This window comes from Corynebacterium pseudogenitalium (assembly GCF_024453815.1).
Taxonomy (GTDB): Bacteria; Actinomycetota; Actinomycetes; order Mycobacteriales; family Mycobacteriaceae; genus Corynebacterium; species Corynebacterium pseudogenitalium.
In genome coordinates, this window is the sequence record NZ_CP072934.1 from 1,981,005 (window position 1) to 1,995,412 (window position 14,408).

Annotated in this window: 11 protein-coding genes; 2 read left to right on the forward strand and 9 right to left on the reverse strand. The window is 58.6% G+C overall.

The window, feature by feature from the left end:
- Positions 1 to 147 precede the first annotated feature (147 nt).
- The 4 genes from KBP54_RS09550 to KBP54_RS11260 all read right to left on the reverse strand — a co-directional run bounded on the left by KBP54_RS09550 (position 148) and on the right by KBP54_RS11260 (position 5,341).
- Positions 148 to 657: a GNAT family N-acetyltransferase gene (locus tag KBP54_RS09550; protein ID WP_070361872.1), complete on the reverse strand. Its 510-nt coding sequence runs from the start codon at positions 655 to 657 to the stop codon at positions 148 to 150.
- Positions 647 to 931, reverse strand: coding sequence for a type II toxin-antitoxin system TacA family antitoxin (locus KBP54_RS09555; protein WP_070361871.1), 285 nt, complete (start codon positions 929 to 931; stop codon positions 647 to 649). The genes KBP54_RS09550 and KBP54_RS09555 overlap by 11 nt, the downstream gene beginning before the upstream one ends.
- A 567-nt stretch (positions 932 to 1,498) precedes the next feature.
- The gene (locus tag KBP54_RS09560; protein WP_070361869.1) at positions 1,499 to 5,140 is read right to left on the reverse strand and encodes a DUF6923 family protein; all 3,642 of its coding nucleotides are present in this window, start codon (positions 5,138 to 5,140) and stop codon (positions 1,499 to 1,501) included.
- A 21-nt stretch (positions 5,141 to 5,161) separates the two neighbouring features.
- Complete coding sequence (locus KBP54_RS11260; protein WP_418904456.1) at positions 5,162 to 5,341, reverse strand: LPXTG cell wall anchor domain-containing protein; 180 nt, start codon at positions 5,339 to 5,341, stop codon at positions 5,162 to 5,164.
- Between KBP54_RS11260 and KBP54_RS09565 the strand changes: the two genes are divergently transcribed.
- On the forward strand, positions 5,256 to 5,537 hold the full coding sequence (locus KBP54_RS09565) for a hypothetical protein (protein WP_256005548.1): 282 nt from the start codon (positions 5,256 to 5,258) through the stop codon (positions 5,535 to 5,537). The genes KBP54_RS11260 and KBP54_RS09565 overlap by 86 nt on opposite strands.
- 8 nt (positions 5,538 to 5,545) lie before the next feature.
- On the opposite strand, the gene KBP54_RS09570 is transcribed toward KBP54_RS09565, so the two are convergent.
- From KBP54_RS09570 to KBP54_RS09590, 5 genes are all read right to left on the reverse strand, one after another.
- On the reverse strand, positions 5,546 to 6,076 hold the full coding sequence (locus KBP54_RS09570) for a SpaA isopeptide-forming pilin-related protein (RefSeq protein ID WP_256005550.1): 531 nt from the start codon (positions 6,074 to 6,076) through the stop codon (positions 5,546 to 5,548).
- Positions 6,076 to 6,984, reverse strand: coding sequence for a class C sortase (locus KBP54_RS09575; RefSeq protein ID WP_070361867.1), 909 nt, complete (start codon positions 6,982 to 6,984; stop codon positions 6,076 to 6,078). Before KBP54_RS09575 ends, KBP54_RS09570 begins: the two co-directional genes overlap by 1 nt.
- A gap of 114 nt (positions 6,985 to 7,098) precedes the next feature.
- Positions 7,099 to 8,583 (reverse strand): SpaH/EbpB family LPXTG-anchored major pilin, encoded by a 1,485-nt coding sequence (locus KBP54_RS09580; RefSeq protein ID WP_070361866.1) that lies wholly within the window; start codon positions 8,581 to 8,583, stop codon positions 7,099 to 7,101.
- A 655-nt stretch (positions 8,584 to 9,238) separates the two neighbouring features.
- Complete coding sequence (groL, locus tag KBP54_RS09585; protein ID WP_071573101.1) at positions 9,239 to 10,882, reverse strand: chaperonin GroEL; 1,644 nt, start codon at positions 10,880 to 10,882, stop codon at positions 9,239 to 9,241.
- A gap of 102 nt (positions 10,883 to 10,984) precedes the next feature.
- Positions 10,985 to 12,985, reverse strand: a complete 2,001-nt coding sequence (locus KBP54_RS09590) for an OPT family oligopeptide transporter (RefSeq protein ID WP_256005552.1) — start codon at positions 12,983 to 12,985, stop codon at positions 10,985 to 10,987.
- A gap of 78 nt (positions 12,986 to 13,063) precedes the next feature.
- On the opposite strand from KBP54_RS09590, the gene KBP54_RS09595 reads away from it, so the two are divergent.
- Positions 13,064 to 14,407: a dipeptidase gene (locus tag KBP54_RS09595; protein WP_256005554.1), complete on the forward strand. Its 1,344-nt coding sequence runs from the start codon at positions 13,064 to 13,066 to the stop codon at positions 14,405 to 14,407.
- Position 14,408: the final 1 nt, after the last annotated feature.

Here is a 14,408-nt window from a genome sequence, read left to right on the forward strand (position 1 = left end):
GACGTGGGAGTCGGCTCCCAAAACAGCGTAGTTGGTATCTGCAGTTTTTGGCTCTAGTTGTGCACAACCCGCCCGAGTGAGGGGAACACCACGTTACTAAATGCGTAGTCCTAACAGCTGGTCGGCGAAAACCTGCCTCAGCCCCCATCACGCCATGTACCGCTCAATCCCCTTCACCGACAGCAGAAGATGCAGCGGCTGCCCCGGCATCTCCTGAAAACCAGCGTGCTGCATGTAGAACTGCTTCGCCCGCTCGTCCAGCGCGTGCACAACTACCGCCGCGGCACCGACTTCAACGGCAACGGTAAAACAGCGCTCCAGCGCATCGCGCAGCAGCGCCTTGCCAACGCCTTTCCCCTGAGCATTCTGGTCAACCGCAAGCCGTGCAAGGATGATCACCGGAATAGGATCCGGCCGCCCCTTCGCAAAACGCTCCGGCGCCACCTTAGCGACGATACCCCCGGTACACACCGCATAGTAGCCAACGACCCGCTCATTCCACGTTGATACATACACCGCACAGTTGTTGGCACGCTGGTTTTGCATCGCGTAGCGGTGAAACCACGTATCAAGCGACGCCTCCCCGCACCGAAACTCAGCCCGATTATCCGACTTCTCCAACCGACGTGGCGGGTGAAGAATCCCATCAGCTTCCAAAGCTGAACTCCTTGCCAAAAGGAGTTTCCTCCGCAAAAAGCGTACCTAGCCGTGAAAAGTCGGCAGGCTGAGCAAGCAACTCCTCCACACGAGAAAAATCGTCCATCCCCAACACGAAGAGCCGCTGATCAGCAAGCACTCTGGCAGCGCGCTCAACAGCGCTCTCAAGCACAAACTGCGATACCGAGGAATTCGTCACCTCAGCCGCACGCCGCAGGCACTCCTCCTGCACTGACGATGTACGCAGATTCAGCCGTCTATCTTTCACAGCCATTTCAACCTCCCAAAACCCTTGTACTCACAATGTACACACACAAGAGGTCGAGGGCAAGGCTCGTAATTTGAGAGTCACCATCGCCACGGGTGCAGGTCTTCCTTATCGACGACGGCCCCACCAACCCAAAGAACACAATCTCCTCTGAGCGCGGCCTCCCATAAGCCTCAAAAGGGGCATGTTCAATCTCCCCCGATGCCCCCCTAAAAACAAGCACCCCGAGAGACCTTGACGCAACTAAAAGCAATCCTTTTAGAGCCGGTAGCCTCGAGGCTAACGTTTTCTACGGTACCAGATAGAAGGCTTCGCCCGTCGCTTTGCCCTTGTCCGCTCACCGAGCTGCCACAAGCCCAAAGTCGAATCCGATTCACGCGTGACCAAATCTGCTTTCTAGTCAGACGGTTCACTTTCAAACCGGGAGCGAAGACATTACACCGTAGCGCCACTTGTCGGCAATTGGTCGATTGCACTCCAAAGTCCCGAAGGGGCTTGGCCCCGATCACTGTTGATCAGCGCCAAGCCCCGTCAGCTTGTTCGTAACGTCACGCGCTCAGGACGCACTCTCCACTAAGCGACGACCCGTCGTCGTCCCACCAACGCACCAGCGGCGATGAGCGCACCGCCGAGGAGGATCGGCAGTTGCAGGCCGTTTCCGCCAGTCTTGGGCAGGTTGCCCTGGCGGACGTTGGCAACGGTCAGTACCGCATCCTGGGAGGTAAGCTGCCAGGAGCTCGGTGCCACCGCCTTATCGACCTGCGTCGCGACAATTTTGGCATCTTCATCTAGCGCGATCGTCACATTCCCGTTGTCCACCGACAACGAAAACACAATCGGCTTCACAAGAAGATTGTAAACACCCAGACTGTCTTGAGGCGACCGAGTCTCTACGAGCTGATAGTGACCCGGCTCCAATTCTTCTGACTTGAAGATTCGATTCTCCTTATCGTAAATCATTGGGATTCCATTACCGATGACTTGGCCATTTTCGTCCAGTTTTTGAAGTATAAACTCAGCACCGTCTAGACGGTTTTCTGGCTTCAATAGCTCGTGCGAAACTGCATCGGAAGAAATCTTTGCAATCACAAGCCGAGCTTTTTTCTCTACTTCTGGCGGAGGCACACAGGCCTTCGCCTCCTTGGGCCCAACTTGTACAGAGTTGAAAAGCGATTTGCCGGGTGCACATTCATCTCCAGTCTCGTTTCCTGTATAGGCATCGAGAGAGATTGTCATTTCAACATTAAATTGATGGATGCCATTACTTGTAGCACCAAATCTATTGAGCCCCTTCGGCTGTATCGTTCCACCGCCAGATAGCACAAACGGACCTTGGCCAGTTTGAAATGTCGTGGCATACGATTTCCCGAATTCATCGACCAAGGACCAAGAAGTCTTTTTCACAACAATCCCCGTCGGCATCGTTGGAGTGTCGACTACCTTACTATAGGCAGCCTCGCGATTTCCTGGGTTTGTTACATTTACCTGGTATTTTACTATATAGGTCCCGTCTTCCTGCTTCTTCGCAGACTGTCCAATCGCTTCTTTGGTGACGTCTGGAACAATTGGTTCTGGTGTCGTCGTAGGAGCCTTTGCCGATGCACCGTCAGTATTGTATGAGGACGGTGCAGTTTGAGCGCCGACTACTTCGACTTTTAGGAGATTTGGAGCCTTCGCCGTCGGGTTCCCGACCTTAATTTTGATTACTTCCGTTGTGTTCGAGTCCACGGAAGACCGGCCACCCTTTCCGAAAGCAATCGATCCGTCTTCTTCAACCCATGCTTGTCCCCAAACAGGCGCTTGGTCTGTAATGTTGAGAAACTGACCGACGGTCTGCCCATCAGGCATCTTCATATCGGTAATATCCACGCGCAGGGGGGCACCACCGCTCGTGCTAATACGTTCCAAGAAAACGCGCTGTTTGTTCCTTCCATCGCTTTGCGCCCACCCACTTTGCAGGCCCCACAGATACCCTTTCGCACCTGGGATGGCAACAAAGTCCTCTGAAACCGTACGGAATGTTTGTCCCGGATTCCAGATTGTTTTGGCTTGCAGAGTCACGTTTTTTGCAGGCTTTAGCGTTGCAGTAATCGTGTCTAAATTCACGCTGTAAAGACGGCCACTACCCCATACAGACGCACCTGCGACCCAGTATGTGCCGTCATCATCGAAGGTACCTGCGTTGATGCCGCTACCGAGGTCGTTGGATGTTGTATTGTCCGGATGATTCTCGGGAAGAAATCCATCAAGTCCTTGAAGCTTGCCCAAATCAAAAACTTCACCCGTATAAGGATTTATCTGCAGTAAGTGGCCTGCGGGGAAACAAGGGTCATCCCTGTGGCCCGTCTTCACCGAAATCCTGGGCTGACTAACAGCATAGAGGTAGTTATCGTTCTCGTTGTAGGCAAGTGCGTTATATACCCACCCGCTGGCGGGTCCGATCTTTTCTGACTGCAATGCACCTTGTCCGTCTTCTACCTGAAGATACAGCTGCGAAGAAGTTCTATTGCTAGAGGCTTGTGGGCTCGCGACGATAAATCGTCGGAAGCCATATTTTTGCTCCGCAATGGAAAGTAAGCGAGGTGGCTGTCGATGAACAGATTTTACATCGCGAAGCTCACATTTATCGCCGTGCGTAAGTGGCAACACGTCAGCGTCGGCTGAAGGAAGAATCGGAAGATCTTTCTCTACCGGAGCCGCGAGGGAGCCTTGCAAAGTGATGTCCTCGGGTCTGGTTGGAGCCGATCTGTAGGAAGTCCGAAGCGTCACAGTCGAGTCTGCCGAAACCGGTACCGAGTCGATTCGGCGGCCGTCCTTCGTCGGGAACCATGTAATAACCACACGATCCGGGTAGGTCTCAACTTTATTTTCGAGCCTTACACCGTCCGTTTGCTCAATTGGAATAGAGAAAAACACATCTTCTAATCGGACTGAAGGGCTCAGAGTTACTGTTGCACTTGAGAAATTAGAACGCGCTTGAACATCGAATGTTGTCTCGTACGGATTGTCGCCAATAGTCGTGTGCGAGGATACTGGAATACCATCACCTGCGACATTCACCTTGTGGTCCTGAGGCTTATTGTCCATGTCCTGGCCCCACATCTGGACCCGGTAAATACCGTTTGGAGGTGCCACGGGATTCAGGATTACCGAGTCGCCACCCTTGATATAGAGGTCAGTAATACTCGGAATGAGCTGAAACTCCGTGTCATAAGACTTTCCCTTGGCGTTCTTATTCCAAAAAATCGCGTTAGCGAAATCAATGGTTCGGTCAACGACAATCGCCCCCTGACGAACGACGCGGATCCTAACTGGACCGGAGATATCCTTCGTATTGTTATCGTTTCGGTTTTTCTTGATGGCGAACCTGGTTACTCGCCAGTTACCAGTCTCGTTGATCTTAAATTCAATTTGGGGGTTGTCCCCCAAGAAATCTGGCTTAGCATCGGTAAGAGAAAACTCTTGATCCTGCTGCCCTGGGACACCCGGAATATCTCCCGGGGCAGCAGCGCGGTCTTGTGAATCCGCAACCTCCTCCGCGGGGCGCCCCTTGCCATAACCAGACTCGGCAAGCTGTGCCTCGGACGGCACTTCGGCGCTCTCGGCGATCGCGTACTCACCGGCGTCGGTCGTGCGGGCCTCAATCTCAACGACCTGCGGCGGAATCGTGTGCAGGGCGTTCAGGTTGAACGCCACAAAACCGCCATCCTTAGCGTTCACGTAGCCGTAGTCGTAAGGCTCGAGCTTGCGGCCATCAGCAGTGACGGACAGGACTTCCTTGATCTCGCCCTTGCCCTCACGCTTGAGCGCGAAGATGTTTTCCTTCGACGCCTTGCCGCCGAACTCCCATGCCTCGCCATCGGGGTCGTTGACCACGATGCGGTCAACGACGCCCTTGCGCTCGACGGTCACGGGGTTCGCGGTGGCCGGGGCCTCTGCTGGTTTCGAAGCAGATGCAGAGGCCGGATTAGAGGCCGACGCTGCGGCAGGCGCCGAAGGCGTGGCGGAGGAAGACGGTGTGTCGTCGTCCATCCACGAGTAGGTGGGCAGGCCGGCGTCGTCGGTAGTGATGTCGGAGACCGTCGTGGTCTCCTCCGCCTGAACGGCCGGGTACGCGCCCAGGCCGGCGGCCAACGCCACCGAGGCTACTACGGCTGCAAGTCCACGGGCACGGTGCCGAGCAGGAGATCCTGCAGGTTTGATAAAGTTTCGCATTTTTCTTTCCCTACTTCCGCTTTACCGTGTCTCGTTCTTGCTTCGCCGCGCCAGGAACAATCCCAGCACAATTAACAGTCCGCCAAGTCCCGCGGCCCACAGCACGTTCGCGCCGGTGGACGCCAGCGACCCGCGCTCTTTCTCGGGGACGGCGCGGGGGTGGGTCACCGTCGTGACCACCCCGTTCGGTTTCGTTGTCACGATTGTCGACGGCACCGTGGTCGTCACCGTTGTCGGTGTGCCATTCGGAGGGGTCGTGGTGTACGTCGTCCGGATGGTGGTGCTCACTCGAGGAGGTGTCGACGTCGTCGTCTTCGTCGTGGTCACCGTGTTACCGGGCTTTGTTGGCGTCGTTGATGGTGGCTCGGAAGGCTCCCACGGTGGTGGGGTGCCGTAGCTCTTGTCTCACTTCATCACCAGGACGTTTTCGTACTCGTAGCGGATGCCGCGTTCGTCAGGAAGTGGGAGGATGAGCAGCTTCGGGCTGCTCAGGTGGTACTCGTACTTCGTGTCCGGCGCGGACTCCTCCACCAGGTACAGGCCCGGGGTGAGGTTGTCGAACATGACCTCGCCGCGCTGGTTCGTCGCCTTCGTTTCGATGACGTCGAGGCCGCGCGAGCGGGCGTCGTCAAGCGTGGTTTTCTTTGCCACGTTGCGGCCTTGCTCCGAGGTGATGTCGATGCCCCGCACCTTCGACAAGGTGAACTTGGCGCCGGCGATGGCGGGAGGCTTCTGACCGGCCGGGACCTGGTCGTACGGGTTGGTGCCCTGCTTCTTCAGCAGCAACTGGATCGGCTTATTCTTGTCGATGCTCGCCGGATTCAGGTTGGCGTCATTACCGCTGATTGGGCGCACGTCAGCCACCGCGGGCGAAAACGCACCCGCGGCAAGCATCGTGGCTGCACCACACGCTGCCAATAGTTGGGACAAGCGCATTAGGACAGAACCTCCTCGTTCACAGCGCCGGAACGGTCGCTCTTCTTCTTTTCGCGGTACACCCACCAGATCAGCGCCAGCAGGATGAGCAGGGACACCCCACCGAGTGCCCACATCCACCACTGCAGGGTGGAGGTGGAGTCGTCGAGGACGCTGGCCTCATCTGGGTCCATGGGTACTCGCTCCGCGTGGACGAGCAACCGGTGCGTATTGATGCCGTACGGCGTACAGGTGATCAGCGTCAGCAGGTCGCGCTCGGGGTCGGCGCGCAGGCTGTCGGTCTCATCCGGCAGGACAACTTCGATGTCGTACACCTTGTACTTCATGCGCTCGCCAAACGTGGATACATAGATGGCGTCGCCGACTTTGATGTCGGAAAGGTTGTCGAACAGGGTGGCAGTAGGAATCCCAGTGTGTCCCGTAATCACGGAGTGCGTGCCCACACCACCGACCGGAAGTGCCGTGCCAAACATGTGGCCAAGACCCTTTTGCAGCGTATCCTCCGCAGTACCGTGGTAGACCGGCAAGCGGGTATTCGTACTTGGGATCACAATCTGGGACATCGCAGGAAACCCTGCGAGTTGCCGCAAGTACTCCTGATACGACGCATTATCTTTTGAAACTCGAGCCAACCATGGATCAAGGATTGGACCGTCTTTGTGGTCCTGGTTGTACGCTCTGGCGGCTTCAATCTCAGTATTCAATTGCGGCTCTGGCTGGTCATGCAGCAGAGCTTCGTAATCCTTTGCCACCTGTTCCTGCATTCGGTTGTTCCACTGCGTAGCAACTACCGGATACATCAAAACAGCCAGCCCAAGAAGGATGATGATAGCTGGAACACCGACGCGCTGAAACAGCGATTTCGCTCCAGGCTGCCGCCTGTGCTTCGCCTTCGTTGGTGCAGTCACAGAAATCAACGTCTTTCTTGTTGGGAAATATTTTGGAAAACTGGGCGGAGTTTTACGCCCTCCGCCGACGGCGTGATGTGGCGCTAAGAAAGCGCGACATCAGGGCCATGGAACCTAGGCGGCCTGGGAGTTACGGCGAGCGACGTATGCGCCGCCACCGATGATTCCAAGACCAGCCAGGATCAGGATGGCAATACCCATACCACCGGTGTTTGGCAGGAACGGCGTAGTGTCCTCCAAGTTGACGACCTCACCATCGTTGTCGCCCACCTTGATGTTCTGGAGGGTGCCAGCGTTCTTCCAAAGCAGGGTGAACTCGATTGGCTGGGACAAAAGCTCGAAGCCCTTCGGGGACTTCGTCTCAACGAGGCAGTACTTGGTCCACTGGTTCTTGGTGTTCGGATCGTTGTTTGCACCGTCGTTGACGTGCAGACCATCAATCTTCACCATGCCGTCCTGGCCAGAAACGAACGTGCTCTTACCTTCAGTGGTCTGAAGCGCCTTATCGTTAGTGACCGCTGCCTTGCAGTCCTGGCCATCCGTGGCACCGTAGACCTGGAACTCAGCACCCTCCAGCGGCTTACGCTCCTTGCTCACCTTCTTAAATTGGATGCCAGCGTAACGAGTCTCGACATCGTTCGTCGGCTTTTTCTTTTCCTCTTGAACATTGTTCGGGTTGTTCTCGATCTGCACAGCGGTGTTCTTCAGGATGCCATTAGCAGGCATCTCGTTGACCTTCGCAGTGATCTTGACGGAGATCTGCTGGCCGTTCTTAATCTTTGCTACGCCAGCTTCAGTGAAGGTAACAACAACTTTCTGACCTTCAACCTTGATCTTGTAGTCGGATGGCTCGAAGTCGTTGCCGAGAACTTGGACGTCCTTCTCCGTGGTTGAAGCCTTCGGATCGAGAGTATCTTCAATCCGGTAGATGGTGCGCTTTTGACGATCAGTATCGATCGTCTGCGCCCAGGTATCGATCGTGTACTCAACCTGCTGGCTTACATTCTTGCCAGAGTCAACGACAGACTTTTTCGGTTCCTTCTGCTTGTAGTTCTTCGGGTAAGCAACGACGTCGTACATCCACTCCGTGCCACCAGCCTGAGCGTTGGCCTTCGTCATCGGCACGAACACGAGGAAGTCAGCTGCCGGGGAGTAACCCGCTACAGGAGAAGTTTCCTTAACGAGATAGACGCCAACCTTGAGGTCTGACCAGACAATCTTGCCGTCTTTATCTGTCTTCACCTCTGCGAACGGGGTTCCAAGCTTCGCGCTACCCGCGGTCAGCTTTGATGCGGCCACCAAACCTGCATTTGTCGTCAGGTCAGCATTAGTGACAGGGTACAGGGTGAACCCAGCATCCTTAAGGTTTTCTCCCTTGACCGTGGTGTCTTCCTCGCCCGTAGGTGTACCAAGGCTTTCTGGGTCAGCCTTCTTGTAGAGGGTGATGGAACCCTTCTTGGCGACATCGATCGTCGACTTCGCGACAGCTGGGCCGTTCTCCTGCGCCATCGCGTCCTGCGCAGCGATGCCAGCAGAGCCGGCGAAGGTCAGGCCTGCTGCGATTGCGATCGCGGCGGTTTTCTTGAGGGCAATTGTCATTTGGTTTCCTTCCAAAAGAGGTCTCTTGGGGCCCTCAGCGCACTTCAAGAAGTTAGGTTTCTTGCGCACGCGCCAGTGGCCCAACTTTGGGAACGCATTGAATTTAAGCACCCCCCCCCCGCTTTGTCCAAGTCATTTAGTACGAAATCTCAAGGTTTCTCAGCCGACATATTGACCCATTTATGCAGCGCAAACCGGTTTTATTCGTTGACCATTACATATGTAGCCGGCTGTCAGTTAACGCTAGACATTCTGACCGTCAGGATTCTCCAAAACTCTTAGAGATTCCTCATACTTTCTGACCACTTATGGGGGAGTTTTCAGCGCTGCCGACGCAAGGCCCTTTGCCGCCACAATCATTCCGCTCGACCTCCTCCGGTCGACCAACGCTGATCAGCGCGAAATCAGCAAAATCGCGTGAAACAGCCCAAATTGCCGTGACCTGGGTTGGTCGACGGGAACGAAATCGAGGTGGAAACAGCGCGAAACCTATGCCGAGCCACACGCAATTCTGTTCACAAAATCTCGAACAAACCGAAGAGCCATACCCCAACCCGAAGCCCGACCAACCACAACGCCACAACACGCAAAAATCCCGGGCCACCCCACCGCGAAAGCGGGGCGCCCGGGAGAAAGCCAGTCAGAAACTAGCGGTTTACATCATGCCTGCCATGGCGTCTGGGTCCATGCCTGCACCGGCAGCACCGGCTGGCTCAGGCTTGTCGGCAACGACGGCCTCGGTGGTGAGGAACAGGGCCGCAATGGAGGCCGCGTTCTGCAGTGCGGAGCGCGTCACCTTCGCCGGGTCGTTGATGCCGGCTTCCATCATGTCCACGTACTCGCCGTTGGAAGCGTTCAGGCCCTGGCCGTCAGGCAGGTTGGCTACCTTGTCGGCGACAACGCCTGGCTCCAGGCCAGCGTTCAGAGCGATCTGCTTCAGTGGTGCGGAAAGCGCCTCGCGGACGATCTTCACACCGGTGGCTTCGTCGCCTTCGAACCCGAGGTCGTCGACAAGCTCGCGGGCAGCCTGCAGGAGGGCGACTCCACCGCCGGCGACGATGCCTTCCTCGACGGCTGCCTTCGCGTTGCGGACGGCGTCCTCGATGCGCAGCTTCTGCTCCTTGAGCTCAACCTCGGTGGCTGCGCCGACCTTGATCACTGCGACGCCGCCGGCCAGCTTGGCCAGGCGCTCCTGCAGCTTCTCGCGGTCGTAGTCGGAGTCGGAGTGCTCGATTTCGGCGCGGATCTGCTTGACGCGGCCGTCGATCTGTGCCTGGTCGCCGGCGCCCTGGACGATGGTGGTCTCATCCTTGGTGACGACAACCTTGCGTGCCTGGCCCAGCAGCTCAGGGGTGGCGGTCTCCAGGGAGAGGCCGACCTCTTCGGAGATGACCTGGCCGCCGGTGAGGATGGCGAGGTCCTGCAGCATTGCCTTGCGGCGGTCGCCGAAGCCCGGGGCCTTGACGGCGACGGACTTGAAGGTGCCGCGGATCTTGTTCACGACGAGGGTGGAGAGGGCTTCGCCTTCAACGTCCTCGGCGATGATGAGCAGTGGCTTGCCGGACTGCATGACCTGCTCCAGCAGCGGAACGAGGTCCTTGACGTTGGAGATCTTGGAGGAGACCAGCAGGATGTATGGGTCTTCCAGGACGGCTTCGCCGCGCTCCATGTCGGTGGCGAAGTATGCGGAGATGAAGCCCTTGTCGAAGCGCATGCCTTCGGTGACTTCGAGGTCAACGCCGAAGGTGTTGGACTCCTCAACGGTGATGACGGATTCCTTGTTGACCGCACCGTTGCCGACGGCGTACATCGCCTCAGCGATCTTCTTGCCGATCTCCGGGTCGGAGGCCGAAATGCCAGCGGTGGAAGCGATCTCCTCTTGGGTCTCTACTTCCTTCGCGTTATCCAGCAGGTACTTGGAGACCTTCTCGGTGGCTGCCTGGATGCCGCGCTTAATGCCCATCGGGTTGGAGCCAGCTGCGACGTTGCGCAGGCCCTCGCGGACCAACGCCTGTGCCAGGACGGTTGCGGTGGTGGTGCCGTCGCCGGCGACGTCGTCAGTCTTCTTGGCTACTTCCTTGACCAGCTCGGCGCCGATCTTTTCGTATGGGTCCTCGAGGTCAATCTCGCGGGCGATGGTGACACCGTCGTTGGTAATGGTCGGTGCGCCCCAGGACTTCTCCAGGACGACGTTGCGTCCCTTTGGCCCAAGGGTGACCTTGACGGCGTCGGCTAGTGTGTTCAGGCCGTTTTCTAGGCTGCGGCGTGCTTCCTCGTCGAATGCGATCATCTTAGCCATGTAAGTTTTCTCCTTGTATTCGTCGTAAAATGCAGGCGCCCGCGACGGCACGGTTGGCGCGCGGCCAACCTCACCCGCGTTAGCACTCAATTGCCTCGAGTGCTAAGACACAGTTTTAGCACTCTCGCCCGCCGAGTGCAAGGAACCGTCTTCGGCCACCGAGCTGACCTTGGAGCGCGTCTTCGAGTACACGAACCACACCAACACAACGAACAGGGCCGTACTGAACCACGGCGTCCAGGACTGCTCCGTGAACACCTCCAGCGGACTCTCCCCTGCCGCGCCCGCGATGAGCGCCGCGTTGAGCACGCCGAACAGGGACTCGCCCACGATCATGCCCGTGGCCACCAGGGTGCCCATCCGGCGCGCGAAGTCCGGGTGGCGCTGCACCTGCGCCCAACGGTTATAGATGTATCCGATCAGCCCGCCGATCGGCACGATCACCGTGACTGACACCGGCAGGTACATGCCCATGCCCACAGCCAGCGGCGGCAAGCTGTACTTGCCCGTGGTGCGGGTGAGGGTCTCGTCGATAATGATGAGCGCAACGCCGATACCCGCACCGAGCAGAATCAGGCCCCAGTCCAGCGAGCTGTTGAAAATGCCGTTGGCCACCGAGGACATCAACGCGGCCTGCGGTGCCGCGAGCGCGTCCGGGCCTGCGCCCTCCATGCCCTGGAAGCCGAAGCCGGTGAGCATCACCTGCAGGATCGGCGGGATGACCACCGAGCCGAACAGCACACCAATAATCAGCGCCACCTGCTGCTTCCACGGCGTCGCCCCCACGAGCTGGCCTGTCTTGAGGTCCTGCAGGTTATCGTTCGAAATCGTGGCGATACCAAACACGATCGCCGCAGTAAACAGCGTGTACGCCACCAGCGAGCTCGCATTCGCGTCCGTGCCCGCCATGAACGCACCGATCAGCAGCGCGCACGACAGCACCGCAATAATGCCGATCGAGGAAATCGGGGAGTTCGACGCCCCAATCAACCCCGCCATGTAGCCACACACCGACGCCACAATCAGGCCAATGACCAGGATGAACAGCACCGAAATCATGGTCAGTGACAGTGCGTGCTCGTGGATGTCGGTGCCGCGCACGAAGTTCCACAGCAGCAGGCCAATTGGCAGCATCGACGCCACAATCACACCCGCCACGATCGGGAACGGGATGTCACGCTCCGTCACGTCGACAGCCACGCCCTCGTGCCTCTTTTTCGACGCCGCCAACGACGACGCAATACCCGTCGCAATCGGCTTCGCGATCTTGATCAGCGTCCACAGCGCCGCCACCGCCATCGTGCCCACACCGATAAAGCGGATCTCGTCCGCGAACGTCGTGGAGACAACCTCGGCAAGCTCCAGGCCCTCGCCCATATGGACCGCCGACTTCATCGGCAGCAGGATCGCAAAGGAAATCACGACGCCAACCAGCATCGCAATCCCCACCGACAAGCCCACCAAGTGGCCCACGCCCAGCAGCGCCAACGACAGCGAACCACCCATCATCGTGCCGCCCCCACCAACACGGAAGAACCCGGCAACCTCGCTGGCAGCCGCCTTCATGGCCGTCAATAAGGAATAGAACGCCGACGCAATCGCACCAAGAATAATGACGCGCAGACCCTCAGAGTTCTCCGCGTGATCACGCTCCGAACCACCATTGTCACCGTCGCCAACGCGCAGCACCTCCGCCGCCGCGACACCCTCCGGGTACGGCAAATCCGAACCAGTCACCAGCGCGCGACGCAACGGAATCGAATACATCACGCCCAACGTGCCACCCAGGGCACACACTAGGGCTGTCGTCCAGAAGGGGAAACCCTGCCAGTAACCGACCATCACCAGGCCGGGCAGGACGAAAATGATCGCCGACAGCGTACCCGCAGCCGACGCAATCGTCTGCACAATGTTGTTCTCACGCACATTGTGCCCGGCGAACTTCCGCAGCACCGCCATAGAAATCACCGCCGCCGGAATGGACGTGGCAAAAGTCAACCCGACTTTCAACCCCAAATACACATTCGCAGCAGTAAACACCAAGGTGATCAAGCCACCAATGATGATCCCGCGCAGCGTCAACTCACGCATCGTCGAGGCCATTGCAAGACCTTTCAATATATAGGCATAAAAACGAACGGAAAGGATTGTACTCCTCCGGTTGGTGGTACTTTCGACCACATGACACAAACAGCTTTTACCCCAAACCGCGACCGAATTTTCGACGACCTCTCCGCCCTCGTAGGCTTCAACTCCCCACACTCCACGCCTGAGCTCGCCGACCAGCACGAAGCCGCCTGCGCCTGGACGGTTTCCGCGCTCGAGGCCCTCGGACTGGACGTGACCCGCCACGCGACCGTCGATAATGCTGACACCATCATCGCCACCAAAGCCCCAGTCGGCGACGCCCCCACCGTGCTGCTCTACTCCCACTACGACGTCGTGCCCGCCAACAACCCCGACGCCTGGACCAGCGACCCCTTCACCCTCACCGAACGCGACGGCCGCTGGTACGGGCGCGGCGCCGCCGACTGCAAAGGCAACCTCGCCATGCACCTCGAAGCGCTGCGCCTCATCCAGGCCAACGGCGGCACCGACCTCGGCATCAAGGTCGTCGTCGAGGGATCTGAGGAGCTCGGCGGCGACGACGGCCTCGGCAAACTTATCGACGCCCACCCCGACCTCTTCAGCGCCGACGCCATCATGATCGCCGACTCGGGCAACGCCGCCGTCGGCGTCCCAACGCTCACTACCTCCCTGCGCGGCGGCGCCCAGATCAACGTGACCGTCGAGACGCTGCAGGGCGCCATCCACTCCGGCTCCTTCGGCGGCGCAGCCCCCGACGCCGCCCACGCCCTGGTCCGCATCACCGACTCCCTCTTCGACGAAACCGGCCGCACCAGCATCGACGGCGTCGACTGCACCGCCAACTGGAACGGCCAGCCCTACCCCGCCGACACCTTCGCCACCGACGCCGGCGTCCTCGACGGCGTCGCCCTCAACGGCACCCCCGACGACAACCCCGCCGACATGGTCTGGGCCCGCCCCGCCATCACCATGATCGGGTTCACCTCCACCCCCGTCGCCGACGCCGTCAACGCCGTCAACCACCGCGCCGAAGCCCAATACAACCTGCGCGTTCCCGCCGACACCGACGCCGCCGCCATCGCCAACGCCGTCAAGGAACACATCCACGCCCACACCCCGAACGGCGCCCACGTCACCGTGGACATCTCCGGCGTCAACGAGCCATTCGCCACCGACCCCAACCACCCGGCCATCGCCCTGTTCGGCGACTGCCTCCAAACCGCCTACGACGGCGCCGACCTCGCCCTCATCGGCTCCGGCGGCTCCATCCCACTGACCATCACGCTGCAGAACCACTTCCCCGACGCCGCCATCGCCCTCTACGGCGTCGAAGAACCGCAGTGCGGTATCCACGGCGTCGACGAATCCGTCGACCCCACCGAAATCGAACGCATCGCCGTCGCCGAAGCGCTCTTCCTGCAGCAGTACGGGAAGTAGC

Bases quoted from the DNA above. Each gene is read 5' to 3' on its own strand.
- KBP54_RS09555 (WP_070361871.1), bottom strand. From the start codon at position 931: ATGGCTGTGAAAGATAGACGGCTGAATCTGCGTACATCGTCAGTGCAG.
- KBP54_RS09560 (WP_070361869.1), bottom strand. From the start codon at position 5,140: ATGCGAAACTTTATCAAACCTGCAGGATCTCCTGCTCGGCACCGTGCC.
- KBP54_RS09570 (WP_256005550.1), bottom strand. From the start codon at position 6,076: ATGCGCTTGTCCCAACTATTGGCAGCGTGTGGTGCAGCCACGATGCTT.
- KBP54_RS09580 (WP_070361866.1), bottom strand. From the start codon at position 8,583: ATGACAATTGCCCTCAAGAAAACCGCCGCGATCGCAATCGCAGCAGGC.
- groL (WP_071573101.1), bottom strand. From the start codon at position 10,882: ATGGCTAAGATGATCGCATTCGACGAGGAAGCACGCCGCAGCCTAGAA.
- KBP54_RS09590 (WP_256005552.1), bottom strand. From the start codon at position 12,985: ATGGCCTCGACGATGCGTGAGTTGACGCTGCGCGGGATCATCATTGGT.
- KBP54_RS09595 (WP_256005554.1), top strand. From the start codon at position 13,064: ATGACACAAACAGCTTTTACCCCAAACCGCGACCGAATTTTCGACGAC.